Source organism: Acinetobacter sp. 148 (assembly GCF_031196675.1).
GTDB lineage: Bacteria > Pseudomonadota > Gammaproteobacteria > Pseudomonadales > Moraxellaceae > Acinetobacter > Acinetobacter baumannii.
Window position 1 is genome coordinate 19,169 of the sequence record NZ_JAVIMT010000040.1, and the last position, 26,044, is coordinate 45,212.

Annotated in this window: 23 protein-coding genes and 1 other RNA gene; 16 read left to right on the plus strand and 8 right to left on the minus strand. The window is 41.1% G+C overall.

The window, feature by feature from the left end; translation table 11 throughout:
• The first annotated feature begins 4 nt into the window (after positions 1-4).
• From argB to RFX69_RS07370, 6 genes are all read left to right on the plus strand, one after another.
• On the plus strand, positions 5-913 hold the full coding sequence (argB, locus tag RFX69_RS07345) for an acetylglutamate kinase (RefSeq protein ID WP_001135419.1): 909 nt from the start codon (positions 5-7) through the stop codon (positions 911-913).
• A gap of 120 nt (positions 914-1,033) precedes the next feature.
• Positions 1,034-1,816, plus strand: coding sequence for a GNAT family N-acetyltransferase (locus RFX69_RS07350; protein ID WP_000890283.1), 783 nt, complete (start codon positions 1,034-1,036; stop codon positions 1,814-1,816).
• A 108-nt stretch (positions 1,817-1,924) separates the two neighbouring features.
• Positions 1,925-2,773 (plus strand): class II glutamine amidotransferase, encoded by an 849-nt coding sequence (locus tag RFX69_RS07355; RefSeq protein ID WP_000336551.1) that lies wholly within the window; start codon positions 1,925-1,927, stop codon positions 2,771-2,773.
• A 252-nt stretch (positions 2,774-3,025) separates the two neighbouring features.
• Positions 3,026-3,481: a bacteriohemerythrin gene (locus RFX69_RS07360; protein ID WP_000782976.1), complete on the plus strand. Its 456-nt coding sequence runs from the start codon at positions 3,026-3,028 to the stop codon at positions 3,479-3,481.
• Between the two features lie 152 nt (positions 3,482-3,633).
• On the plus strand, positions 3,634-4,701 hold the full coding sequence (locus RFX69_RS07365; RefSeq protein ID WP_002084046.1) for a hypothetical protein: 1,068 nt from the start codon (positions 3,634-3,636) through the stop codon (positions 4,699-4,701).
• Positions 4,701-5,024 (plus strand): RnfH family protein, encoded by a 324-nt coding sequence (locus RFX69_RS07370; protein WP_000442585.1) that lies wholly within the window; start codon positions 4,701-4,703, stop codon positions 5,022-5,024. Before RFX69_RS07365 ends, RFX69_RS07370 begins: the two co-directional genes overlap by 1 nt.
• A 54-nt stretch (positions 5,025-5,078) precedes the next feature.
• Here the strand turns inward: RFX69_RS07370 and RFX69_RS07375 are convergent, their stop codons facing one another.
• Positions 5,079-5,477, minus strand: coding sequence for an outer membrane protein assembly factor BamE (locus RFX69_RS07375; RefSeq protein ID WP_001170994.1), 399 nt, complete (start codon positions 5,475-5,477; stop codon positions 5,079-5,081).
• 111 nt (positions 5,478-5,588) lie between these two features.
• Here RFX69_RS07375 and fur point away from each other — a divergent pair, with 111 nt between their 5' ends.
• Positions 5,589-6,026, plus strand: coding sequence for a ferric iron uptake transcriptional regulator (fur, locus tag RFX69_RS07380; RefSeq protein WP_001122847.1), 438 nt, complete (start codon positions 5,589-5,591; stop codon positions 6,024-6,026).
• 69 nt (positions 6,027-6,095) lie between these two features.
• On the opposite strand, the gene RFX69_RS07385 is transcribed toward fur, so the two are convergent.
• Both RFX69_RS07385 and RFX69_RS07390 read right to left on the minus strand, forming a co-directional pair.
• Positions 6,096-7,214, minus strand: coding sequence for a PilT/PilU family type 4a pilus ATPase (locus RFX69_RS07385; RefSeq protein ID WP_000347034.1), 1,119 nt, complete (start codon positions 7,212-7,214; stop codon positions 6,096-6,098).
• Between the two features lie 29 nt (positions 7,215-7,243).
• Complete coding sequence (locus tag RFX69_RS07390) at positions 7,244-8,281, minus strand: type IV pilus twitching motility protein PilT (RefSeq protein ID WP_000355489.1); 1,038 nt, start codon at positions 8,279-8,281, stop codon at positions 7,244-7,246.
• A 126-nt stretch (positions 8,282-8,407) separates the two neighbouring features.
• Here RFX69_RS07390 and RFX69_RS07395 point away from each other — a divergent pair, with 126 nt between their 5' ends.
• Entirely contained in the window at positions 8,408-9,100 is a 693-nt protein-coding gene (locus RFX69_RS07395; RefSeq protein ID WP_271056088.1) for a YggS family pyridoxal phosphate-dependent enzyme, read from the plus strand.
• Positions 9,101-9,301: 201 nt separating this feature from the next.
• On the opposite strand, the gene RFX69_RS07400 is transcribed toward RFX69_RS07395, so the two are convergent.
• The gene (locus tag RFX69_RS07400; RefSeq protein ID WP_289333045.1) at positions 9,302-12,898 is read right to left on the minus strand and encodes an AAA family ATPase; all 3,597 of its coding nucleotides are present in this window, start codon (positions 12,896-12,898) and stop codon (positions 9,302-9,304) included.
• 9 nt (positions 12,899-12,907) lie between these two features.
• Entirely contained in the window at positions 12,908-14,176 is a 1,269-nt protein-coding gene (locus RFX69_RS07405; protein WP_004738422.1) for an exonuclease SbcCD subunit D, read from the minus strand.
• Positions 14,177-14,339: 163 nt separating this feature from the next.
• Between RFX69_RS07405 and RFX69_RS07410 the strand changes: the two genes are divergently transcribed.
• Complete coding sequence (locus RFX69_RS07410) at positions 14,340-14,813, plus strand: OsmC family protein (RefSeq protein WP_000974354.1); 474 nt, start codon at positions 14,340-14,342, stop codon at positions 14,811-14,813.
• A 73-nt stretch (positions 14,814-14,886) separates the two neighbouring features.
• On the opposite strand, the gene RFX69_RS07415 is transcribed toward RFX69_RS07410, so the two are convergent.
• A complete protein-coding gene (locus RFX69_RS07415; protein WP_001059437.1) occupies positions 14,887-15,264 on the minus strand; it encodes a VOC family protein in 378 nt (125 codons plus the stop codon).
• Between the two features lie 379 nt (positions 15,265-15,643).
• On the opposite strand from RFX69_RS07415, the gene RFX69_RS07420 reads away from it, so the two are divergent.
• Together RFX69_RS07420 and RFX69_RS07425 are read left to right on the plus strand one after the other, a co-directional pair.
• Positions 15,644-16,096, plus strand: coding sequence for an ABZJ_00895 family protein (locus tag RFX69_RS07420; protein ID WP_000164155.1), 453 nt, complete (start codon positions 15,644-15,646; stop codon positions 16,094-16,096).
• 87 nt (positions 16,097-16,183) lie between these two features.
• On the plus strand, positions 16,184-17,089 hold the full coding sequence (locus tag RFX69_RS07425) for a TIGR01777 family oxidoreductase (RefSeq protein WP_289333047.1): 906 nt from the start codon (positions 16,184-16,186) through the stop codon (positions 17,087-17,089).
• Here RFX69_RS07425 and RFX69_RS07430 read toward each other — a convergent pair.
• A complete protein-coding gene (locus RFX69_RS07430; RefSeq protein WP_309169073.1) occupies positions 17,081-18,196 on the minus strand; it encodes an FAD-dependent oxidoreductase in 1,116 nt (371 codons plus the stop codon). The genes RFX69_RS07425 and RFX69_RS07430 overlap by 9 nt on opposite strands.
• Before the next feature lie 25 nt (positions 18,197-18,221).
• Positions 18,222-19,235 carry a porphobilinogen synthase gene (gene hemB, locus RFX69_RS07435; protein ID WP_000222569.1) on the minus strand — a complete coding sequence of 338 codons (1,014 nt, stop codon included), beginning with the start codon at positions 19,233-19,235 and terminating at the stop codon, positions 18,222-18,224.
• A gap of 142 nt (positions 19,236-19,377) precedes the next feature.
• Here hemB and RFX69_RS07440 point away from each other — a divergent pair, with 142 nt between their 5' ends.
• The 5 genes from RFX69_RS07440 (at position 19,378) to ssrA (ending at position 25,637) form a co-directional block, all read left to right on the plus strand.
• Positions 19,378-19,875, plus strand: coding sequence for a thioesterase family protein (locus RFX69_RS07440; protein WP_002156418.1), 498 nt, complete (start codon positions 19,378-19,380; stop codon positions 19,873-19,875).
• Positions 19,876-20,144: 269 nt separating this feature from the next.
• A complete protein-coding gene (locus RFX69_RS07445) occupies positions 20,145-21,296 on the plus strand; it encodes an EmrA/EmrK family multidrug efflux transporter periplasmic adaptor subunit (protein WP_000128703.1) in 1,152 nt (383 codons plus the stop codon).
• A gap of 6 nt (positions 21,297-21,302) precedes the next feature.
• The gene (locus RFX69_RS07450) at positions 21,303-22,826 is read left to right on the plus strand and encodes a DHA2 family efflux MFS transporter permease subunit (RefSeq protein ID WP_289333049.1); all 1,524 of its coding nucleotides are present in this window, start codon (positions 21,303-21,305) and stop codon (positions 22,824-22,826) included.
• Between the two features lie 302 nt (positions 22,827-23,128).
• Positions 23,129-25,114: a gamma-glutamyltransferase gene (gene ggt / locus RFX69_RS07455; protein ID WP_289333050.1), complete on the plus strand. Its 1,986-nt coding sequence runs from the start codon at positions 23,129-23,131 to the stop codon at positions 25,112-25,114.
• A gap of 163 nt (positions 25,115-25,277) precedes the next feature.
• Positions 25,278-25,637: a transfer-messenger RNA gene (ssrA, locus tag RFX69_RS07460) on the plus strand.
• Positions 25,638-26,044: the final 407 nt, after the last annotated feature.

Sequence of the window (26,044 nt, forward strand, 5' to 3'; positions counted from 1 at the left end):
CGCAATGCCACAAGATCAGCATCTCGGCGTCGACAAAGCAAAAATCTTGATTGAAGCTTTGCCATATATTCAACGTTTTTCTGGTAAGACGCTGGTGGTGAAATACGGTGGTAATGCGATGACTGATCCTGAATTGGAAAGTTCATTTGCCCGCGATATCGTTTTACTTAAAACTGTGGGTTTAAACCCGATTGTTGTGCATGGCGGTGGCCCACAAGTTGACTCTTTCTTAAAGCAATTAGGACGTGAGTCTGACCGTATTGATGGTATGCGTGTGACCGATGAAGCTACGATGGAAGTGGTTGAAATGGTCCTAGGCGGTAGCGTAAACAAATCTATTGTTAATTTGATTAATAAACATGGCGGCCGTGCAATTGGCTTGACTGGTCAAGATGGCAACCTATTACGTGCCCGTAAATTATTAATGGAAAAACAAGAAGAGGACGGTTCTATCAAACATATCGATTTAGGTATGGTTGGTGAGGTGACCGGGGTTAAAACTGACGTATTAGAGATGTTTACTCAAAGCGACTTTATTCCTGTTATTGCTCCATTAGGTGTTGATGAAAAAGGTAATACTTACAATATTAATGCTGACTTGGTGGCTGGGAAGGTCGCAGAAGCATTAGGCGCAGAAAAATTAATTCTGCTGACTAATATTAGTGGCGTATTAGATGAAAACAAAAACCTTTTAACCGGTTTAACGACACAAGAAGTTGACCGTTTAATCGAAACAGGCGTAATTTACGGTGGAATGATTCCTAAAGTAGGCTGTGCCCTTGACGCTGTAAAAGGTGGTGTTGTGAGCGCACATATTGTTGACGGTCGTGTACCGCACGCAACATTACTTGAAATCTTTACAGATCACGGGGTTGGTACGCTTATTTCTAACCGTACACAAACAACTCACTAAACCTTATTATTTTTTATTAAAAGATCACGCTAAGTGGTCTTTTTTTATGCCATTTAATTTTGGTCATTTTTTTGTCATGAGCTTTGACTAGTGTAGTGGGTGTCACTAGGAGCGTTCATTATGCTGGAAAAATTTAATCAATATCGCCAAACCTGGACTTTACCTTTAAATCGCCATAAGGCTAACAATCAAACACAATTCCGCTTTGAATGGGTTGATAATTTAAAAGAATTACAAGATGTACAACGGTTTCGTGCACAACAATTTAGTAAACAATTCGGCATTCAGTTTGAAGATAATTTAGATCAAGATATTTATGATTTTGGCTGTGAGCATGCTGTATTAAGAGAAAAATGGACAGGAGAGATTGTTGCTTATACACGACTTAAGCTCTTCCAAGGCCATGAAATAGGGCAAAGTTACAGTGCTAATGAGTTTGATATTGTCCCACACTTGTCACATTTGCCAAATGTATTAGAGATAGGGCGTACTTGTGTGCATCCACGTTTTCGTAATGGTAAGGCACTTTCAACATTATGGCTGAATCTTGCACCTAAAGTATTGTGGTCAATGCGCGCTAAATATTTGATGGGATGTGTCAGTATTCATCTGCAAGATAATTTGGCTAGAGCGTACTATACACACCGTCAAATTCAGCAATTACCGGACACTAAAACCATCGATATTCGTTCTAAGAAAATCTATGAACCTGAATATCCGGAGTTTAGTTTCCCTCAAGACGAGCGGATGCCGAAACTATTCCAAATGTATTTGAGTATGCAGTCTAAATTATCTAAAGATGCCTTCTTTGATGCTGAATTTAACTGTCTCGATTACTTTGTATTTTTAGAAGTGAATAAAATTGCCACTTCGTTTGTAATGAACAAAATGGCTCAGCGATAAAGTTATCTTATATTTTGTAATAGCGAGCGCATATTGGGATTTACAAGCCAATTTACTCTCATGCACAATAGTACGCATGGGGTAATGAAGTGAAAGTTTAAAAACAATATGTGCCAGCTATTAGGAATGAATTGTGCAACACCAACGGATATCACTTTTTCTTTCCGTGGTTTTTCACAACGCGCAGGAATTACCTCTGACCATAGTGATGGTTTTGGTATTGCCTTTTTTGAAGATAAGGCATGCCGTTTATTTGTAGATAACCAGTCTGCAGTTGAATCACCAATTGCTGATCTTATTCGTAATTATCCCATTAAATCACGTAATGTAATCGCACATATTCGTAAGGCGACTCAAGGCAAAATTACGCTTGAGAACTCACATCCTTTTATTCGGGAGTTATGGGGACGTCACTGGATTTTTGCCCATAATGGCGATTTACATGATTTTAATCCACCCTTGAGCGGACGTTTTACGCCGGTAGGGAATACCGATAGCGAAAGAGCATTTTGTTATTTATTAGATCAACTGGTCGAAGTATTTGGTTATGAAGAACCAACGCTTGAGCAGATATTTGAAGTATTAGAAAAGATTTCTCCTCAAATTGCAGAATATGGGACATTTAATTTCTGTTTATCGAATGGTAAAGCTTTATTTAGTTATGCGATTACTAAATTACATTGGTTAGTTCGAGAATATCCATTCAATAATGCACATTTAATTGATTTAGATGTTGAGGTTGATTTTAGTCAGGTAACCACTCCTGAAGATCGAGTTGCAGTAATTACCACTGAGCCTTTAACTCATAATGAAACATGGATTGCTTATCAACCTGGTGAAATGATTTTATTTCAACATGGTAAACCTATAAAGAAAGCGATTACTCAAGTTGAAAGATTAATACGTGAAGAGAAAAATCCTGAACTTAAGCGTATTACTCGTGCTGACCAATATTAATTTTTTATTGAATGAAATGTAATTTCTTAAGAAATATATATTTTTGTTTATTTAATAATAAAGTATTTTGTTTAAAAAATACTTTATCTTTTTAGTTGGTTAATATTAATTAATTTTTTAAAAATCAAAATCTTAACTATTTATTCATTTTTATTTATTTAAAGCCGACAAAATAGCTTTGTTTTTATTTATACCCTTTAAAGATAAGATGCGGTTTATGCAACAGTCATTGAACATCATTGGGGGTGATGTATGAAAATGAAATGGGCTTCAGAATATAATACTGGTATTGACGTTATTGATGAGCAACATAAACGAATACTGGATTATATTAATGAGATTGATGATGTAAAAGATGATGAGGATAGACGTCGTATTAAAGATGTTTTAGACAATATTATTGATTATACGCAATCACATTTTACCTTCGAAGAAAGTTTACAAGAGGAAGCGGATTATAAATATAGAGTGCCTCATAAACGTGTACATGACTTATTTATTAAAAAAATAGAGTTATATCGTGAACGTTTTGAAATGGGACACACGATTGAAGCAGAATTACAAGAGATCTTGGCTAAATGGTTAATTAACCATATTCAACATGATGATGCCGATTATGTGGGGGCAGTAAAAGAAAATATGATGGGGATTATTAGAGAAAAAGAAAAGAAGAAAGGAAAGAACTGGTTCGCCCGTTTTTTCTCATAACCTTAACTAAAAAAACTCTAATATACAGTTAGCGCGGCAAACTATCGTTTCGGTGGTTTGCTTTTTTTATTGTGCAAACTTTGATTTTCATGCATGAGACGGGCAAAATATCTATAGACTTTTTCAAGGAATGCATAATGCAGGACATACCTATGTCACGATGGTTATCGCCTCTTATGGCGTTTTGCTTATCTTTTGTCATCATGGCCACTTTGGCACCAACCATGGGAATCCAGATAGATCGTCAAATCGATTTCTGGTTATTGTGGTTTGGCACTATGTTGTTATTGGCATTACCAGTTTGTTATTTGGAAATTGCTTTAGCAAAACGATCAAAAACAACCGCTTTAAATGCGTTATCGAGTTTAACTCGTGAAGCTGATAGTTCCCCTAAATGGCGTGTGGTTGGCTGGCTTGCTGTTGTTTTTATTCCTTTCTTAGCGGGTAACGTTCTAAGTACTGCGAGCAATATATTAGTTGCACAGTTTGCCCCAAGCATTTCCGGTCAAATTATTTTTGCAGGCCTTGCAGTTGCTGCCTTGGTATTATCTTTTATTCCACGCCAAATACTCATTTTATTAATGACCTTAGGAGTAATCGCTTCTATTGTGTTGGCAAATATGATGGGCTCGACTTTACAACCTTGGCATTGGACCAGTGTTGAGTTTAAGGAGTGGGGTAATGCAACTGTACTTGCACTTGTCGCGAGCGGGTTAGGTTTAGGGCTTTACTGGCAAAATAGTGTAGGTGCTGTTCAGGCGCAAGAAGGAGCAACAAAAACTGTTCTTCCAATTTGGTTAGCTCAGCTCATCGCTGTGGTTGCTTTTGGCTTTTTCTCGCTTCAGGCTCAATTACCCGTTTTAACGTGGATATTTACCGGAGTAATGACATCCGCGTTATTTGTGCAGTTGGCTAGAGAACAACTTGCTCAGCGACAGCTTATGCCTGTTTTACAATGGGTGATTATTGTTGTCGCAATTGCAGTTTGGGCGGTGCCGGAAGTTCATAATTTATTCACGCTTATTCTTATGCTGTGGGGCTTACTTATTTGCTTAATCTATGCAATTTTTGCAGGTTGGATTATGAAAATTAGCCACTTACGTAAATCGATGAATTTTAGCAATGAGCTTTTTTATAACTTGTGGCGTATTGCTGTACGTATCGTATTGCCGCTTTCAATTATTGTGGCAATGATTGCTGTAATTGGACAAAGTATCTAATGGAACGCACACAACAAGTTTGGGTCGCTTTTGCGGTACCGGAACAACAGTTTTTAATTTCTGTTCCATTTGAAGAGGGAATGACTGCTGCACAGGCAGTTCAAGCAAGTGGTTTATCAAATCAAGTTGATTTGCCTGAACCACTTCAGCTCGGCATTTTTGGAGTAAAAGTAGAAACTGATGCGGTATTACACGCGGGTGATCGAGTTGAGGTTTATCGACCATTAACGATTAATCCAAAAGATATTCGCCGGAAACGTGCTGCGAAAAACCCTGTAGGCAGATACATTAAAGGCAATCGCTTTAAGCAATCAGCTCAATAAGCAAAACCCCTCAAGTATTTCACTAGAGGGGTTTCTTTTTATTAGAAAAAACGATTATAGTGGTGGGGCAGTTAAAATTGCTTCTTTGGAAGCAGGTAAACCTGGTTGCGATTCTGGAATAGTCTCTAAACCTTCAATTTTAGTTACGGTTCCAGTTCCATCAAAGTAAATTTTTAAATGCTGACCATGTGCTGCGGGGATTTTCGCTTTTTTAGCATATGTTCCCGGGATATAGTTGTAGATATAGTCCCAACGTTGTGGATTGAGGGGATCAGTCACTGTTGGGCTACCAAGCAAAAAGCGCACTTGCTGGAAATTCATGCCGACCTGTACTTGAGAGGCTTGAGCTTTAGTCAATGGAGTCCCTTGAGGAATATCAACCTTATATACACCAAAGATTGAACAACCAGCTAGGAGTGAAGTGACGAATAACGTCAGCACGAGTTTTTGCATTTTGCTACACTATCCCAATAAATTATGATGCATTTGATCAAAGGATAGATCATACTTCATCTAAATTCTATTGCCTATTCCAACTTGAGATTTGTTGAGAGACCTTTTTTCATGCCTATTTCCAATCAAGATTTGCGCAAAGCTGGACTTAAAGTTACCCTTCCACGAATTAAGATTTTGGAATTATTAGAAAATTCAAAACAACATCATCTTAGCGCCGAAGATATTTACAAGACTTTGTTAGAGCAAGGGGAAGATGTCGGACTTGCAACAGTTTACCGTGTGTTAACACAATTTGAAGCTGCGGGTATTATTCAACGTCATCATTTTGAAAATAACCATTCTGTTTTCGAAATCATGCAAGAAGATCATCACGATCACTTAGTATGCCAAAACTGTAACAAAGTCATTGAATTTACTAATGATGTTATCGAGAAAGAACAGCATTCTGTAGCAGAACAACATGGGTTTACCTTAACGGGTCACTCATTAAATCTCTATGGTTACTGTAATGAACCTGAATGTCAGGAAGCATTGCGCAAGAAATAATCGTTTTCACATAAAGAAAACAAATAAAAAAGGAAGGTTACGTTTAACCTTCCTTTTTTTATGAAGAAATTACTGGCGGTCAAAAGTTAAATGCTGTTTTCCGTCTGATAATTGATCAGGACCTTCATCTGCAAGTTTAATGGTTAAACGTAAATCGTTCGGTGAGTCAGCATGTTTAAGTGCATCTTTGTAGGTAATTTGACCAGCTTTATATAAATCAAATAAAGCTTGGTCAAAGGTCTGCATACCAAGTTCACGTGAGCGTTTCATCAAATCTTTAATTTCATGAATTTCACCTTTACGGATGTAGTCTGAAATTAATGGTGAGTTAATTAAAATCTCAATTGCTGCACGGCGTGAATTACCATCTGGTGTTGGAATGAGCTGCTGCGCAATCATAGCCTTTAAGTTAAGTGACAAATCCATGTAAAGCTGGCTGTGACGGTCACTTTCAAAAAAGTGAATAATACGGTCGAGCGCTTGGTTGGCGTTGTTAGCGTGCATGGTAGCTAATACAAGATGGCCTGTTTCAGCAAAGCCAATCGCGTAGTCCATGACTTCACGAGAACGGATCTCACCAATTAAGATCACATCCGGCGCTTGTCGTAGTGTATTTTTCAAGGCAATTTCAAATGAGTCGGTATCGATCCCGACTTCACGCTGAGTAATGATGCAGCCTGCATGTTCGTGAATAAACTCAATCGGGTCTTCAATGGTAATGATATGGCCCTTAGAGTTATGGTTACGATGGCTGATCATTGAAGCCAATGAAGTGGATTTACCTGTACCTGTCGCGCCTACGAAAATAATAATGCCGCGTTTGGTCATCGATAAATCTTTAAGTACAGGTGGTAACTGCAAGTCATCAATTGAAGGAATCTTGGTTTCAATACGACGTAGTACCATGCCTGGCATGTCGCGTTGCTGAAAAGCACTGACACGAAAACGCGCCGTTTTTTCACGGTTCATAATGGCAAAGTTACATTCACGAGTGTCTGCAAATTCTTTGCGTTGTTTTTCACTCATGATGGAATGTAATAGTTGACCAATTACTTCCCCAGAAAGACTATTTTTTGAAATTGGAACAATTTGCCCGTTAATCTTCATAGAGGGCGCAACGCCATCTGTAATAAAAAGATCCGATGATTTTTTTTCAACCATCAGGTTGAGCAAGTCATTAAAATCCATAATTGTATTCTCGCTATTTTGTTGTTTTCTTATAAGAATGATTCAGGCTGTTTTGCTGCAGTACGAGCCGTTTGCGGGCTAATTACACCGCGAGCGACTAAGCCTTTTAAGCTTTGGTCGAGTGTGGTCATGCCATGATTGGCACCAGTTTGAATGGCTGAGTACATTTGCGCGACTTTGTTTTCACGAATTAAGTTACGAATAGCCGGAATACCAATCATGATCTCATGCGCTGCGACACGGCCACCGCCATTCTTTTTAAGCAGGGTTTGTGAAATAACCGCTTGTAAAGATTCTGACAGCATGGCACGAACCATGTCTTTTTCTTCCGCAGGGAATACGTCAATCACACGGTCAATAGTTTTTGCAGCTGACGTGGTGTGGAGTGTACCAAACACCAAGTGACCTGTTTCGGCAGCGGTTAATGCCAAGCGAATAGTTTCAAGGTCACGCATCTCACCGACCAAAATAATATCTGGGTCTTCACGTAGTGCTGAGCGAAGGGCTTCATTAAAGCCGTGTGTGTCACGATGCACTTCACGCTGGTTAATGAGACATTTCTTAGACTGGTGTACAAATTCGATTGGGTCTTCCACCGTTAAAATATGGTCATAGCGGTTTTCGTTAATATAATCGAGCATCGCTGCAAGCGTAGTTGATTTACCCGAACCTGTTGGCCCCGTCACCAGTACAATGCCGCGAGGATAGTCGCAAATATCTTTAAAGATTTGCCCTAGACCTAGATCTTCCATGGTGAGGACTTTAGACGGAATGGTACGAAATACTGCACCAGCACCACGGTTTTGGTTAAATGCGTTAACACGGAAACGCGCAACATTAGGTACTTCAAAAGAAAAGTCAGTTTCGAGTTTTTCTTCATAGTCACGGCGCTGTTTATCATTCATGATGTCGTAAACAAGACGGTGGACATCTTTATGTTCTAGAGCTGGTAAGTTAATACGACGAACTTCACCGTCAACACGAATCATTGGTGGCATGCCAGCAGAAAGATGTAAATCGGACGCGCCATTTTTCACAGAGAAGGCGAGTAGCTCTGTAATATCCATAATTTCCCCAAGTAAATCAAAATATGTCATTATTTTGTAGAATAATATACGGCTTTCACCGAGGCTTACCAACACCCCGCTTTAGGTGAAAAGCAAAAAAGTTTTTTGAAAATGAGAACCTTGTCAATGAATTACCTGCAAGATGCGCGACAGCACGTATTACAGCAAATCAGAACAGCTTGTGAACTTGCTCAGCGTGCGCCTGAAACTGTGCAACTTTTAGCCGTATCGAAAACTCATCCGAGTGAAAGATTGCGTGAAATGTATGCAGCAGGGCAAAGGGCATTCGGCGAAAATTATTTGCAAGAAGCTTTAGATAAAATTGATGCTTTACAGGATTTGGATATTGAATGGCATTTCATTGGTCATGTTCAGCGGAATAAAACTAAGCATTTGGCCGAGCAGTTTGATTGGGTTCATGGGGTAGATCGTTTAATTATTGCAGAACGCCTATCTAACCAACGTGGTGATGACCAAGCTGCACTTAATATTTGTTTGCAAGTCAATATTGATGGGCAAGAGAGTAAGGATGGTTGTGCACCGGAAGACGTTGCCGAGTTGGTTGCTCAAATGAGTCAACTACCGAAAATCAGGTTACGTGGTTTAATGGTGATTCCGGCACCTGACAATACAGCTGCTTTTGTAGATGCCAAAAAATTATTTGATGCGGTAAAAGACCAACATGCTCACCCAGAAGAATGGGATACATTGAGTATGGGAATGTCGAGTGATTTAGAAGCCGCAATTGCCGCTGGTTCAACCATGGTACGTGTAGGCACAGCTTTATTTGGGGCTAGAGACTATTCACAAAAAGGCTGATGTAAGCGATTTCTTACAGAAATTGCGGCCTTTTGCGGCTATGGCAGACCATGCTTTTTTTGTACTATGAACTCATCAGGAAACAGGATGTTTCTAAGAATAACAATAAAAAGTCATGAATGGATGCAGACAGGTACGACAGGAGTCATACCAACGCAGAATCTAAAAAAGCCCCGACAGGATGTCGGGGCTTTTTAGTTTTTAACCCACTATTTCAATGGTACTTGCACCAGCGCCAAGTGGTTTCACTTGAATTTGTACAGGAATGCGTTCATGCATTTCTTGAATATGTGAGATGAGAATGACCTGACGTCCCTGATTTTGCAGTTGGTCTAAAGCATTCATGACCATGTGCAAAGATGAGGCATCTAAAGTACCAAAGCCTTCATCAATAAACAGTGATTCAATTTTCATTGAACCCGATGCCATATTGGCAATCGCTAAAGACAAGGCAAGGGCAGTTAAGAACGACTCACCGCCAGATAAAGACGCAACTGAGCGGGTTTCTCCATCCATGTCGTGGTCAATAATGGCAAGACTTAATGACTGATCAAGACGTTTTAGCGTATAACGCTGAGAAAGCATCGCCAGTTGTTGGTTGGCATGTTCAACTAAAATATCTAGGTGATATTGCTGAGCGTAGTCACGGAACTCTTTACCTTTAGCATCACCAATCAAGCCTGAAATTTTGCTCCAGCGATGTTCTTCTTGTTGAATGTTTTGAATTTGCTCGGCGTATTTTTGCTGTTTGGCAAGGTTTTGCTGATGTACTTCAAGTTTCAGCTTTAGTCCATCGCGCACTTCAAGTTGTGCTTTGAGCTTTGCAATATTGTCTTGAATAAGGCTAACGAGCTTTTCGTATTCAATATCTGGCTGAGTTTGTAAGTGCTCGCTTAATTGCTCTTGCATCGTTTTAAGGGCAGAAGAGGCTTCACTTAATAAACGCTCGGCATGATTAAGACGGTTACGAATATCTTGCTCTTGAGCTGAATTAATCTGTATGAGTGCTGTAAGATCAGATGCCTGAAAATCAGTATGGGCTTTTAACCAGTTTTGAATTTGCCCATCAAGCTGCTGTTGATGTTGTTCTGTGTGTTGATACTGATGTTTAAGTTGATCGAGCGCCTGTTTTTGCTGCTCAAAGTGTTGTCTGGTTTGTTCGAAACGCTGTTTAGCCTCATGATACGCCGTTTGTTGGTGCTGACGTTTAGCGTCATGCTCAATTAACCATTCATGCGGCTTAATATCCGAACGGCCCGTCATTTGCTGAATGAGCGATACCGCTTTTTCATTATTTTGTTGGCCTTTAAGCGTAATCTCTTGGAGATTTTGATCGATCTCATCAATTTGCTTGGTCATTTGCTCAAGGCTAGCAGACAGCATTTTAAGTTCTTGCTGCTGTTGTTCAAAACGCTGTGAAAGCTGTTCTTGTTGCTCAAGTTGCTTAGCACGTGCATCAAGAATAGCCCAAGTCTGCTTAGCTGTTTGGCTACTTGCTTGCTGCCATGCGTGCTGTTCGGTTTCCGATAAACACTCGACAATATGTTGAACTTGTTGTTGCCATTGCTGTGCTGTATTAAGCAAACTTTCATTACGCTGAATAGTTTGAACAAGTTGATTGTGTTGTTTAATGGCTTGGGTTAAACGCACATTTTCTGAGTCAAATAAACTTATGGCAGTTTGTGTCGCTTGTCTCAGCTCATTAAGTGTTTGTAAGATTTGTTCAGGAGCTTGATTAAGCTCAATGTGTAATTGATTGAGGTTAAACGTTTGCTCAAGTTCTTGCTGTAAGTGCGTCTGTTTTACTTGCAGTTGAGCTAGGTATTTCTGAACTTGTTCAAGCTCGGCCCGGCACTGAGTAAGTGCATGTTGCTGGGTTTGCCATGCATTAAACTTAGTTTGCTCGAGTGCAATAGCTTGTTGCTCTTGCTGTTGCTGCAAATCGAACAAGGCCTTGGATATCGCACTGTCATCAATACGATAAGGGTGATGGGTGCTTCCACAGACCAAACACGCTTCACCTTCTTTAAGATTGGCACGTAACTGTTCAATATTTTCGGTGTGTAGTAAACGTTGCTGTTGCAGGATGTGCTGTAACTTTTCACGTTCAGTTTTTGCTGTTTGGTAGTCTTGTTCAGCTAACTGGCAAACGGTTTTAAGCTGCTCTTCTTGCGCGGAGGCTTGAGTATGTTTTTCGGTGAATTGCTGAAGCTCAGCATATAGCTCATGATAAATTTTTATTTTCTGTTGAATCAGATCTAACTGCGTGACTTGAGCAAGTTTCTGATCTTTATCTTTACGCTGTTGTTCAAGCTTTAACTCAATCTGTTCAACGGTGCCTAGTGAAACTGTGAGTTGTTCAAGTTCACTTTTAGCTTCCGATAGCTTTTGGCGAGCAAGGGTAGGCTTACCGAGCTGTTCTTCAATTGCTTGGTAATTTTGAATAAATTGCCCAAGTTGATGAAGATGCGCTGAAAGGCCCTTATCTAATACAGCATATTGCTGAGTTTGGATCAGCTGCTGTTGTAAATGAATTTTGTTCTGCTCAAGCTGTGCAATATGCTGTTGTACAGCTTTTTGCTGCTGTTGAAGTGGGCATAGGTTTTGCTCAAGTACCTGTCTTTTTTCTTTGCACTTTTTATATTCATCGGCAATAAAAGCGCGTTCTTGAATGGACTGTCGAACTTGATTTAAAGCATGTTGATGCTGTTGCTCAAAATCGAGGGTTTGTTTGAGTTGTTGTTCTGCAAGTTGATATTGTTTTTGTCCCGTTTCAAAAATTTGCACCAACTCATTAAACTTGGTTTGAGCTTGCTGAATTTGCGGCTCAAGTTGTTGCAGTGTTTGTAAATTTTGAGCTTGCTGAAAAACTTGTGGGCGTATTTCAGAGAAAACTTCAAGACGTTTTAATTGCTCACGTTCACTGGCCAGTTGTTGATGGTGATTTTGCTGGGTTTGAAACTGTTGCTGTTTCGTTTGAACTTCTTGCTCAAGTTTTGCTTTACGTTCAAACCATTGTTGCTGTTTGTCTAAGACATGTTTTTGCTGTTCTAACTGTTGATAGTTTTGTTCCGCTTGCTGGTATTGTTCGGTAAATGCAGCAATTTCTTCATCAGACAAAATTTCAATGTGACCTAAAAACTCTTCCAGTTGTTTACGCTGCTTTGCAATATCGGCTGTTTTACGAAAAGCCAGTTCACCGATTTTGGCGAAAATACTGGAGTTGGTCAGGTACTCAAGTAATTCACCACGTTCGCTGTCTCGAGCTTTTAAAAATGCAGTGACTTCTGACTGCGCAAGTAATACGGCACGAGTAAACTGCTCAAATGAAAGCTGGGTAATTTGCTTAACTTTTTCATCAACCGCTTTGGCTTTGTCGGCAAGTACCACACCATCGGTTAAGCATTTTAAGTGGCGCTGCACACTTTGTAATTTACCATTTGGGTTTTCACGTGCACGTTTAATTTCCCAACGAGCCAAATAGCGCTTTTGATCTTGCGCAATAAAGCAAATCTCAGCAAAACCATGGCCTGTACCACGGCGTAAAACAGTTAAAGGCGAATTGATTAGTAACTCGGAACCATCGACATCTTTTAATTTGCCATCGCTTTCTTTAAGACGAGGGACTCGATTAAACAAGGCCAGACACATCGCATCTAGAATAGTCGACTTACCTGCGCCAGTTTTCCCCACAATTGCAATGAGACCTGCATGGGCCAGAGGTGCGCTTTCAAAGTCAATAAAATGTTCATCAGCAAGCGATGCCAGATTTTTTATTCGAATGGATAAAATTTTCATGGCATATCCTTAATGGCTTGCATCATTTTCAAGATGTTTTTGTGCTTCTTGTACCAGACTCAGAAAATCTTTTAAGACCGCATCATCGGCGCTGTAACCTTGCTTTTCCCAAATATTTTGAAAGAGTTTTTCTGGTGTTGGCGGTTCAAGAGCAATGTGTTGGGTGGTATTTGAATTAGTCGTGTCTTTGTTTACGTATTGACGTGAAATACGCACTAGACGATAGCGGTCAGGTGGCAGAGCTGCTTCAAACTGCTGACGTAAATTCGGCTGTGGCGGCGTTAAACTATAATATTCAATATCGACATATTCACGGTGGTCAATATTCTCAATTACGCCGTGTGGCAAGGCTTTGAGTTGTTGCAACACTTCGTTTAGCTCACCACGAATGCGGTGCAATTGTATGCAGCGCGGAATTTCGACAGCTTCAAATTGCAAACGGCTGTCAATGTCTTGAGAAGGGTCGATTTTGACCTCAACCACTTGGTGTTTATAGTTAATTTCACTAAAAGAAAGCGGAATGGGTGAACCGCTATAACGAATGTGCGGCTGGCCTACTTTTTGTGGTTTATGTAAGTGCCCTAAAGCGACATAGTCGACCGCATCTTCAAATAACGTCGTTGAAAGCGCCTCTTCATTACCAATAATAATGGGGCGTTCAGAGTCGGATGTTTCCCCACCTTGCATGTGGGCATGCGACATCAAAATAAGCGCTTGGTCTGGTGTCTTACGACGTTTGGCTTCGGCAATGAGTTGCTGGTGCAAATAGGCAATCGCGTTTTTGCTATTGGTGGTATGTTCGTTAAAGCCCGTAATTTCGGCCGAACGTAAAAAAGGCAGGGCAAGGCACCACGCCACAATATCTTGATTTTGGTTATAGATAGGTAAAAGCAGTCGATCGAGATCTAGAGTTTTATCTTCATTCCAGCGAACCACACCTACGGTTTTTGCATTGTATTTTTCTAAAAGCGGTTCGACCTGTTCAATACGATAGCCTGAGTCATGGTTACCCGCAATCATGAGTGTTTGCATGTGCGGTGCAATACGATGGGCATCTGCTAAAAATTGGTAGAGTTGTTTTTGTGCTTGTGAACCCGGGTTAATGACATCAAAAATATCGCCAGCAATAAGCAGGGCATGAGGTTGTTTTTCTTGAATTTGAGTGAGCAACCAACTTAAAAATTGTTGGTGTTCGTAGTGTCGTGAGTGATTATAAAAAAACTGCCCCAAATGCCAGTCAGAAGTATGTAGAAAATGTACGGACATAGAAACAGACATCAAGCCAAGATAAACACAGATACGTTAGCATAAATTGGCAGGAGATTTTATCAAGACATTTTAAAGTGCTCGTTATTTAAGCCAGCAATGAAATCTGAATTATTTTGTCTCCTTAAGCTCTGCTTTGTTACTATCAGGTCAAACCATGAACTTTGAGAACAAAATGGCTATTCATAAATACGAAGTAAAAATACAGTGGGAAGGCAATACGGGTACAGGCACTTCATCTTATCGTTCATATAAACGCGACTTTAGTATTCAGCATCCTCAAAAGACGACTATTCAAGGTTCATCAGACCCTGCCTATTTGGGCGATGTGACCAGATGGAACCCCGAAGATTTATTGGTTGCATCAGCTTCAGCTTGTCATAAGCTTTGGTATTTACACCTATGTGCAGTCAATCATATTCACGTTGTGAGTTATGTCGATCATGCACTTGGTTTTATGGAAGATACAGATCCGGTCAAACGTGGTCATTTTACCCAAATTATTTTAAGACCCGAGGTTGTTTTAGAAAAAGGTGCTGACCAAGAGCTTGCAGCAAAACTGCATGAAGAAGCACATCACGAATGTATGATTGCCAATTCGGTAAATTTTCCAATTATATGTGAAGCGAGTTTTAGCTTTGCTGAATAATTAATATGAAATAGCCACCGATAAGAGGCGGTGGCTATAAATTAAAAATAATTAAAGTCGTTAAATAAAATCTTTAAGCTGCATTTTCATCGACTTGAAAAATACCAAAAACGTTGTGGTCTAAATCGACAAAGTAACCATGCCAAGCACGGCCCGGAATAGCGAATTTATCCATTGCGACAATACCACCTTGCGCTAAAATTTTTGCAGCTACCTCATCGAAGTTTTCGACCTGAACCGAACAGGTAAATGCATTGGTGCCATATTCCATTGGCGGTGTTTGAGCAGGGCGTTTTAATAGTCCACCCATAATTGAAGGTGTCTCTATGCGGTAATATTCAATAGGTAAGCTTTCATCGAGTTTAAATTGCCAACCGAACACAGCTTGATAAAACTGCGCATCGCGGGCAGGGTTTGAAGACTGGATTTCAAAATAGGCAATATTGTTCATATTATTTAAATCATATTTTTATGGTGTAAAAAGTATACGCATAGCCTTTATAGCCACGAAAGCACTATTGTGTATGGTGAGCGTAAAATAAATGAAAGTACTAGAAAATAAAAACCGACGATTCGAGTGATGAGAGAATCGTCGGTCAAAAACTTCATCAAGGGTTTCGGCTGCTAACAAAACCTAATCCGAAGGAAGAAAGAGTCGTAATGAAAGGTCACCGAAACAATTTTGCGGATGCCGTGCAAAGGAAGTATTCGGTTGCTGCGACCTTGTTACCCTATATAACGTCAAGAGATCAGGATTGGTTGACAGAAAAATGAAAAAAAATCGAAAAAAATTTATAATTATTTTTTGAACCCATAAATTAGGCAAAAATATGACCAAATTACGTTCTTACTTTCTCTGGTTTTTTGCTTTATGCATCGTACTTACTTTAATTGTCGGTGTGATTGCAGCACTATTACCAGCGAGTGTAGGCGGTATTTTAACAGCCGTTCCATATTTAGGCGCAATGATTTTTGTCTTATTTAGATTTTTAAAGAAAGAACGCCGTGCACCGACAGTACCAGAAAAAAAGAAATTTACGTTAGGTTTTACCCTCATATTTTGGGGCTATAACTTGTGTGGTGTTTTATTTGGTCTGTTTTTATTTTCAAGACAAGATCCTGAGATTTTGCAAAACTTTATGCTTTACCTCAAACAGCCTCAGTTCTTAAGCATTATGGTCATTATGCTTTTAATGTTAGCTATTCCGCTTTATTTAATTACTTATTGGTTTTATGGCAAACAAGCCCAGCGCATGGCAAATAAAATGTTTAATGTGTCATAACTCACCACAAAACTGATACGATTAGTTCGATATTAAATTTTATAACTATATCAATTAAAAACTGCTGTCCTCGGTTTTGGAGGAAATATGAATAAGAATGTATTAATTACAGGTGCCAGTGGCTTTATTGGAACGCATTTAATTAGGTTCCTATTACAAAAAAATTATAACGTGATTGCGGTGACACGGCAGGCTGGAAGGGAATCTGACCATCCTGCCTTACAGTGGGTACAAAAGTTCGAAGATATCTCGACCCGTCAAATTGATTATGTGGTGAATTTGGCGGGTGCAAATATTGGTGAGAAATGCTGGACCGAGTCACGTAAAAAACAACTCATTGAAAGCCGTGTAAATACGACCCAAAAACTGTATGTATGGCTCAAGCAATCTCAAATTTTTCCTGAAGTGATTGTCTCTGGTTCTGCAATTGGTTATTACGGTATAGATAATCAAGAAAAGTGGGCAGAGGTGTGCACTGAAGAAAGCTCGCCACAGCCCATTTTCATGTCTCAGCTTTGCCAAGAGTGGGAACGCGCAGCGTTAGCAGACGCTCAGCAAAACACTAAAATTATTCGCTTAGGCGTAGTGTTTGGGCAGGGTGGCGGCATCTTGCCTAAAATGTTGCTTCCTATTCGACTCAATTTAGTCGGTCAAATTGGTCACGGACGTCAGCCTGTGGTTTGGGTACATATTGAAGACGTATTAAACGCCATTGAGTTTATATTCAAGCATCCTCAATCTGCTCAAATTCACAATGTCGTGGCCCCAGAAAACGTGACCCAAAAGGTATTTGTTGAACAAGCTGCCAAAGTTTTGAATAAGAAACCACTATTGTCGGCGCCTAGTACAGTTTTTCGCTGTTTGTTAGGAGAGCAGTCGCAATTGATCTTAAATGGGCAATACGTCAAACCCGCAGCCTTACAAGCAGAAGGATTTGAGTTTGCTTATCCTCAGTTAAAAATGGCTTTAGAAAATATACTCGCCTCAGGCTAAGATTTTATTTTGCAAGCGCTCTGGTGAATATGCTTTGGCATCAACTAAGGTTGGTTGATCTAGCATAAGCTGACGAAGCAATTGTGCAGAACCTGCGCCCATACACAAACCATTTCTAAAATGACCAAAGTTTGCCCAGAGGTTATCCATTTCAGGCATTTTGCCAATGTATGGAACGCCATTTGGTGAACTTGGTCTGAGACCTGCCCAACGATGTACAATCGGGAAATCGGCCAGTTCAGGCACCATTTCTAAACATGCTTCTAAAATATTGTGCTGTGTAGTTTCATCGGTAGAGGTGTCAAAACCACGATGTGCCATACTAGACCCGCACACGATATGACCGTCCATACGTGGAATCAGGTACATGACTCGATTCATACACATGGTCGGTAGCCAGTGAGCAGGGGTTTTAAATAACAGCATCTGACCTTGCACAGGTTCGACTGGAATGTCGAGTTGTAATTGTGAGTTCCAGTAATGGCTCCAAGCGCCCGAAGTTATTACAAAATGGTCTGCTGTATGTTTGCGACCATCTTCGGTTTGGAGCGCTTGTATGGCATCACCTTGTTGAAACAGTTTTTTAACAGGAGTGTGTTCGAAAAACTCAACATTTGGATGTTGCTTCAAATAGCTAATCAGGCACTGTAATACGCGAGGATTACGAATATTAGACAGTTCAGGGAAATAAATCGCTTCTTGAAATTGTTCGGAAATGTGCGGATTAACTTGTTCTAAGGCATCTCTTTGTAAATATTCACAGCGCTGCATCGGCTCTTGATGCTGCTCGGCGTAGGAAAGCCCGATGTCAAAATCTTCTTCATCAAAAATCAGCATGCCTGTGTCATGAATTTCAAAATCAATCCCTGTAATAGGGTAGAGCTTTTGGTTCCATGCTTGATAAGAGGCTTTGCCAAATTGGGCAAGATGGTTCACTGCATGCACATAGCGCCACGGATACATCGGAGAGAGAATACCTCCACCAGCCCAAGAGGCCGCTTGTCCCGCTTGTTGTTGATCAAAAATACTGATGGTACAGCCTTGTTCAACCAACTCCAGCGCAGACATTAATCCACTTATGCCCGCGCCAATGATTGCAATATGCATGCAGTGTTATCCTTTCTCTGCGAACTTAGTTCATTTCCTTGAGTTTTTCAGCAGCGGTTTCTGCAAAGTAAGTCCAGATTCCGTCTGCACCAGCACGGCGGCAGCACATGAGCGATTCTAAAATCACTGAGTCTGATAACCAGCCATTTTGAATTGCGCCAGCTAACATTGCGTATTCGCCACTCACTTGGTAAATGAATGTCGGAATACCAAAGGTATCTTTCACTTCACGTACCACATCCAGATATGGCATGCCCGGTTTTACAATCACCATGTCGGCGCCTTCTTGAATATCAAGCGCGATTTCATGTAATGCTTCGGCACGGTTGGCAAAGTCCATCTGGTAGTTATATTTATTACCACCTTTTAGGTTGGATGCAGAGCCAACAGCATCACGGAACGGACCATAGAAGCTAGACGCATATTTCGCAGAGTAGGCCATGATGTTGGTGTAGATGTGACCATTGGCTTCTAAAGCCTGACGAATCGCGCCAATACGGCCATCCATCATGTCACTTGGTGCAATTACTTCGGCACCTGCTTCTGCGTGACTTAAAGCTTGTTTAATCAAGCATTCTACAGTCTCGTCGTTTAGCACATAGCCGGTTTCATCAATAATACCGTCTTGACCATGAGTCGTGTATGGGTCGAGTGCACCATCGGTGATTAGCACCATTTCTGGTAATTCTTTTTTAAGCAGACGACATGTGGTTTGTACTAAACCATCTTCACGCCATGCAGCTTCTGCGGTAAGGCTTTTATCTTCTTGAGGTGTTACAGGGAAAAGAGCCAGTTTGGATACACCTAATTCCAGAAGTCTTTCAGCTTTTTTCAGTAATAAATCTGCCGACAAACGCTGAATGTTTGGCATACTTGGAATATCTTGGGTTTGATTTTGTCCTGGTAATACAAATACTGGATAAATCAAGTGATTGGTAGTGAGCTGTGTTTCGCTGACCATCGCACGCAACTGGTCATTTTTACGAATACGGCGCATGCGAGTAGCTGGAAATGCAGGACGATTGAACGTATAAGTCATAACAATCTCGATGTTCGGTATTACACTAGGATAGGTTGGCGGATATTCCATTACTGTCAACCGACTGCTGTATTGTAGCCCCATAATGCTGGATTTGTACAAAATTATGGGTGTTTATCATGCTTTTAAATTTAGGCAACGTATGAGTGATGAAAAGAAAAATTGGACGGGGAACATACAATTAGGCGCCAAAACCGACCTAAATGTGGTTCTCAACCAATTGTGTAAGGCGTTTAATAGCTGTCCATTTTTTAAGCATAGTGGAATGATTATGCGTGTGGTAGATGGGCACATTGAAGGCTATGTTGAAATGCAACCTGACCTCATTGGCAATTTGGCTTTTCAGGTTTTGCATGGTGGTGTGGCTGCAACTTTGCTCGATAGCATTGGTGGAATTGTGGCAATGGAACATCTCTATCGCCGTTCAACCCCCGAAACCCTGCCTGAAACCATTAAACAGGTTACGCGCTTGGCAACTGTCGATATGCGTGTAGATTATTTGGCACCAGGGCGTGGTAAATATTTTATTGCACGTGCCGAAGTACTACGTTTAGGCCGCAAGGGCTGTACCATGCGCATGACCATGGTCAATGATGAAGATAAACAGATTGCTGCCGGCATTGCCTCATATGCCTATTAATCTAGGCATTTTAAGCATTTAAAAAGCGCTCAGGGCGCTTTTTTTCATATTAAAAAAGATAAAAATTTCACAAAAACTTTGAGATAAACATTAATTTAATTAGAACGAACGCATTAGTTATATTTTTTTATTCTCATATCATGAGGTTTTAGCGTTAAAATTGTCTCCTTTGACAATGCGGTATGTCTTGTTTATAGAAAAATAAAAACTCTATAACAAGGTGTAGTGCGAGATTGATGGCAAAGCCAACTCATCTTTAGGAACATACCATGACTGATGCACAAAGCAATGTACAAGAAACAGTGCCAACAACATCTGCCTCGGATGACAACATGCAAAACAAGCGCAAAAAATTTCTTGGTTTCTTTGCGCTGATTTTATTGATCGCCGCTATTTTATATGCAATCTGGGCATTATTTTTAAATCACTCGGTGAGTACGGATAATGCTTATGTCGGTGCAGAAACCGCGCAAATTACCTCAATGGTTAGCGGACAGGTCGCTCAGGTTTTGGTAAAAGATACTCAAACAGTACACCGCGGTGATGTGCTGGTTCGTATTGATGACCGTGATGCCAAAATCGCGTTGGCACAAGCCGAGGCAGAGCTTGCCAAAGCAAAACGCCAATATAAACAAACTGCGGCAAACAGTAGTTCTTTAAACTCTCAAGTGGTGGTTCGTGCTGACGAAATTAATAGTGCTAAAGCACAGGTTGCTCAAGCACAGGCCGACTATGACAAAGCTGCTTTAGAACTGAACCGCCGTGCACAGCTTGCTGCCTCTGGCGCCGTGTCTAAAGAAGAACTCACCAAAGCACAAAGTGCGGTTGAAACTGCTAAAGCAGGGCTAGAGCTTGCTAAAGCCGGCCTTGCACAAGCGACTTCTAGTCGTAAGGCAGCCGAAAGCACCTTAGCTGCAAACGAAGCGTTAATTCAGGGTGTAAGCGAAACCTCGACTCCGGATGTACAAGTTGCACAAGCGCATGTAGAACAAGCTCAGCTTGACTTGGAACGTACCGTGATTCGTGCACCAGTTGATGGTGTAATTACACGCCGTAATATTCAAGTCGGTCAACGTGTTGCGCCGGGTACAAGCATGATGATGATTGTGCCGCTTAACGATTTATATGTAGATGCTAACTTCAAAGAAAGTCAGTTGAAAAAAGTCCGCCCAGGTCAGCCAGTTACATTAACGTCAGATTTATATGGTGATGATGTTGAATACCACGGCAAAGTGGTGGGCTTCTCTGGTGGTACAGGCTCTGCCTTTGCCTTAATTCCGGCTCAAAACGCAACAGGTAACTGGATTAAAGTGGTTCAACGCTTACCGGTTCGTATTGCACTTGACCCGAAAGAACTTGCTGAACACCCATTACGTGTTGGCTTGTCGATGGAAGCAAAAGTCGACTTATCTGCGAAGTAAACGCTTATGAAAACGCAAACACCTTTTGCCGAGTTAAGCGGTGGCCGTTTACTACTGGCAGCGTTTGTTATTGCCTTGTCGAACTTTATGGTCGTACTTGATACGACCATTGCCAACGTCTCTGTACCGCATATTACCGGTAACCTTGCTGTTTCAAGCACACAAGGAACATGGGTCGTTACTTCATATGCAGTTGCAGAAGCGATTTGTGTACCTTTAACGGGCTGGCTGGCTGGCCGCTTTGGAACGGTGCGGGTCTTTATCTTTGGTTTAATTGGCTTTACGGTCTTTTCTTTCCTGTGCGGTTTGGCAACATCGTTAGAAATGTTGGTGTTTTTCCGTATTGGGCAGGGTCTTTGTGGTGGTCCACTTATGCCACTTAGCCAAACCTTGCTTATGCGTATTTTCCCTCAAGAAAAGCATGCGCAGGCAATGGGCCTATGGGCAATGACCACAGTCGTTGGACCAATTTTAGGACCAATTTTGGGTGGTCTGATTAGTGACAACCTGTCTTGGCACTGGATTTTCTTTATTAACTTACCGGTTGGTATTGTCTGTGTATTAGCAGCAATGCGCTTGTTAAGAGTGGCTGAAACAGAAACTATTTCTTTAAGAATCGACACTGTTGGTTTAGGTCTATTAATTCTCTGGATTGGTGCGTTACAGCTTATGCTCGACTTGGGGCATGAACGCGACTGGTTTAATAGTACCAGCATTGTGGTTTTAGCTTTAACTGCCGCCATTGGTTTTGTGGTGTTCCTGATATGGGAGCTGACCGACAAACACCCCGTGGTAGATGTCAAAGTCTTTAGGCATAGGGGCTTTGCTATTTCGGTACTGGCCTTGTCGCTTGGCTTTGGAGCATTCTTTGGCAGTATTGTACTGATTCCGCAGTGGCTGCAAATGAACCTTTCCTATACCGCAACGTGGGCCGGATATTTAACTGCAACCATGGGCTTTGGTAGTTTGACCATGTCACCGATTGTGGCAAAACTTTCGACCAAACATGACCCGCGTGCGCTGGCGAGCTTTGGTTTAATTTTGCTGGGTATTGTGACCTTAATGCGGGCATTCTGGACCACAGATGCCGATTTTATGGCACTGGCTTGGCCGCAAATCCTGCAAGGTTTTGCAGTGCCGTTCTTCTTTATCCCACTGTCTAACATTGCGCTTGGTTCGGTGTTGCAGCAAGAGATTGCATCTGCTGCGGGCCTCATGAACTTCTTAAGAACCATGGCAGGGGCGATTGGCGCTTCAATTGCGGTGACCGTGTGGGACGACCATGCCAAAGTTGCCCGTAGTGAAATGGTGTCAAACCTACATACGACTGAAGTACAAAACACACTTTTGCAAAATGGTTTTACGGCTGACTCGACGCTTGGAATTATTTCAAACTTTGTCGATAAAGAAGCCATTACCATGTCGGCAAACCATGTGTTTTTGCTATTTGCGATTGTGTTTGTCTTTGCAGGACTGGTCATTTGGTTGTGTCCAAAACCCAAACAGGTTAGCGGTATGCCTTCTCACTAAACATCAAAAGCATCTCTTCGGAGGTGCTTTTTTTAGACTTAATACAAAATGAGCGAGTTAATAAATAGCAGATTTTGCCTGTATTTAAAGAAATAAAGCATGCCAGAATTGGGTAAATCAGTTATAAAAGAGTGTGATAACAAACAAGGAGACATCGCACAGAGCACAAAATAAACACCCTCAATCATTTAATATTATTAAAACTTTATTTTTATCAAAGATTAAAAAACTGAAGACCTGAAAACAAAGAAGCTTGCATGGCAATTGCATGGATAGGCAGGCGTATATATTGGAGTTATCACGTGAATAAAAGATATTCATTTTTGTTCAGTAGTTTATTAGCAGTCGGTTTGTTACAAGGATGTGGAGATGACTCCTCGTCAGATCAGCCCAAGGATGATTCAAATACAACCCCGCCCAATTTAATTGTAGATAATGACCCGACCAGTTGTAACAAACTGGCCCAAGACGGTTCAAGCGTGGTGGTTGGTTCAAACCAAAATGGTGACCCCGCCGCGCCAGAGGGTGCTTCGGGTTATAGACTCGGTAACACGGTTAAATACGCAGATAAATATATGGTGGTGGCAAACACGCCACTTGCTGTAAAAGCAGGTTGCGATGTGTTAAAAGCAGGCGGTAGTGCAGTCGATGCAGCCGTAGCAGTACAAGCCGTGCTTGGTTTGGTCGAGCCACAGTCGAGTACCATTGCCGGTAGTGGTTTTATGATGTATTACGATGCCAAAACCAAGCAAGTCACTGCTTATGATGGCCGTGAAACCGCTCCAGCGGCAGCCAACGAATATTATTTAATTCGCCAAGATATATATGATCCAAATTCACCTCCGCCTGTACCAAGTGCACGCCGTAGTGGCCGTTCGATTGGTGTGCCAGGTGTGATGCGTTTGCTTGAACAAGCACAAAAAGAGCATGGCAAGCTTGAATGGAAACAGCTTTTTGGTGAAGCGATTGGTTTGGCTGATAACGGTTTCCGTATACCGGGGCGTTTGGCAGATGCTATTGCAAGTAATGCGAGCAATTTAGCACTCGATGCAGATGCAATGAGAACCTATTTTCATTCGGATGGTTCACCACGTAAAGTAGGTGAAATTATGACCAATGAAGCCTATGCCAGAACACTTGAAGCACTCGCTTCAAAGGGAGCAAATGCACTGCACACTGGGCCGATTGCGCAAGCGATTATAACTGAAGCCGGTCGACCAGAAGGAGACGATCCAGCAAAAACTCCAATTACTCCAAGTTTGATGACCTTGCAGGATTTATCGAACTATCAGGTGAAAAAACGCGACCCAATTTGTACAACGTACCGTGACCGTTACTATGTATGTACCATGCCACCTCCATCTTCGGGAGGGATTGCGGTTGCACAGACGCTGGGTATTTTAGAAAACTTTGATATGTCGCTTTATCCACCTAAAAACCCTGAAAATGAAGGTGGTGTGCCCGATGTGATGGGCGTGCATTTAGTGTCGGAAGCAGAGCGTTTGGCCTACGCTGACCGTGACAAATATGTCGCAGATACCGACTTTGTTCGTTTGCCAGCACAGGGTATTCCAAGTTTTATTGATAAAAACTACTTAAAACAACGTGCAGCACTGATTAACCCGAACCAAAGTATGGGCGTAGCACCAGCAGGTAATTTCAATACAGCGGCAGGTGTAGATACCACTGTTGAACATGGCACGACTCAGTTCACCATTGTAGATGCCTATGGCAATGTGGTTTCAATGACATCGACTGTTGAATCGAGCATGGGTTCATTCCACATGGTGGATGGTTTCTTGCTGTCAAACCAGTTAACTGACTTTAGCGCGAACCCTTATGACAGCACTGGGGCACCAGTTGCCAACCGTGTAGAAGGCGGCAAACGCCCACGTAGTACTATGGCGCCAACCTTAGTATTTAAAGGCACCACGCCAGATGAGTTTTATATGGCAACAGGTTCACCAGGTGGCGGAACCATCATTCAATATGTAGTTAAAACTTTGGTGGGTGCATTGGACTGGAACTTAAATGCACAGCAGGCCACTTCGCTTGTAAACTTTGGCGCAACCAATAGCAAAAACACCAATATTGATAGCTCGAATGTACAGCTTTCCTTAGTTGACCTGATTGAAGGCTTAAAAGCAAAAGGGCATGGCATTTCTAACACTGCGCAAACCAGTGGTATTTCAACGATTATGAAAGTAAATATAAATAATCAAAGTAAATACGCAGGTGGGGTAGACCCACGCCGTGAAGGGATCGTGTTAGGCAATGGTGCTTTATAGGCCAAACTTTAAAAAAAAGCTGTCATTTTTGGCAGCTTTTTTTATGAGGGGCCTTGAAAAAAACAAAAGGCACTCAATTATGTAAGTATGTTCATCAGTGGCAGACTGTTGATAAAATGCACAGCATTTTATTTTAGTTATGCTATGATGTGCAGACATTCATGGGGATGTTATTGGCTTCGACGCCGGTGATGAAACTCATAGATGCATGCCGAGAGCGCATTTTCTCTCGTAAATAAAATTTGCATTTAAATAGTCGCAAACGACGAAACTTACGCTCTAGCTGCCTAAGGGCCGCTTGTCCGCTTCCTAGAATACTTGTGGTCTGGGAACCCGACTGAAGCGCACGCACACAAGTCCGTATAGAGTCAAGCCTCGGGGCTTTATACCAAACTTAGAGGATCGCACCTTGTACCCTGTTCGTCGGGTCACTTGGTGTTAAAACAATAGACGATATCTAAGCATGTAGTATTCTCGAGCGTAGTGCTGGCGGACGCGGGTTCAACTCCCGCCATCTCCACCAAAATTCTATTCAGAAGTGTATCACTGAATACAAAAAGCCTTTAAATTCAAAGTTTAAAGGCTTTTTTGTTGATTATCCTTTATGATTTTATTTAAGACTATTCGATCTGATTTTCGCTTAAATAAAGGTAAATTGTTATGTTATTTAAATATGCAGAATGTAAAGAAAGTCTGTTCACTGGTAAGAAAATAATCTTTGAGATTCTATAGACTATCATTTTGTTTATGACTAATAAATTGAGCAGATTTTTTATATCAGCTATGGCCAAAAGGATCTCATCATGCAACAGATCAAGCAAATAGATATAGATTACAGTGAGCGAAATATTTTGCTGAATATATTGAAATTAAGTAGCTTGATTTTGAGTAAGAGCCAAACTTGCTTCAAGGTAAAAAATTTAATATTTA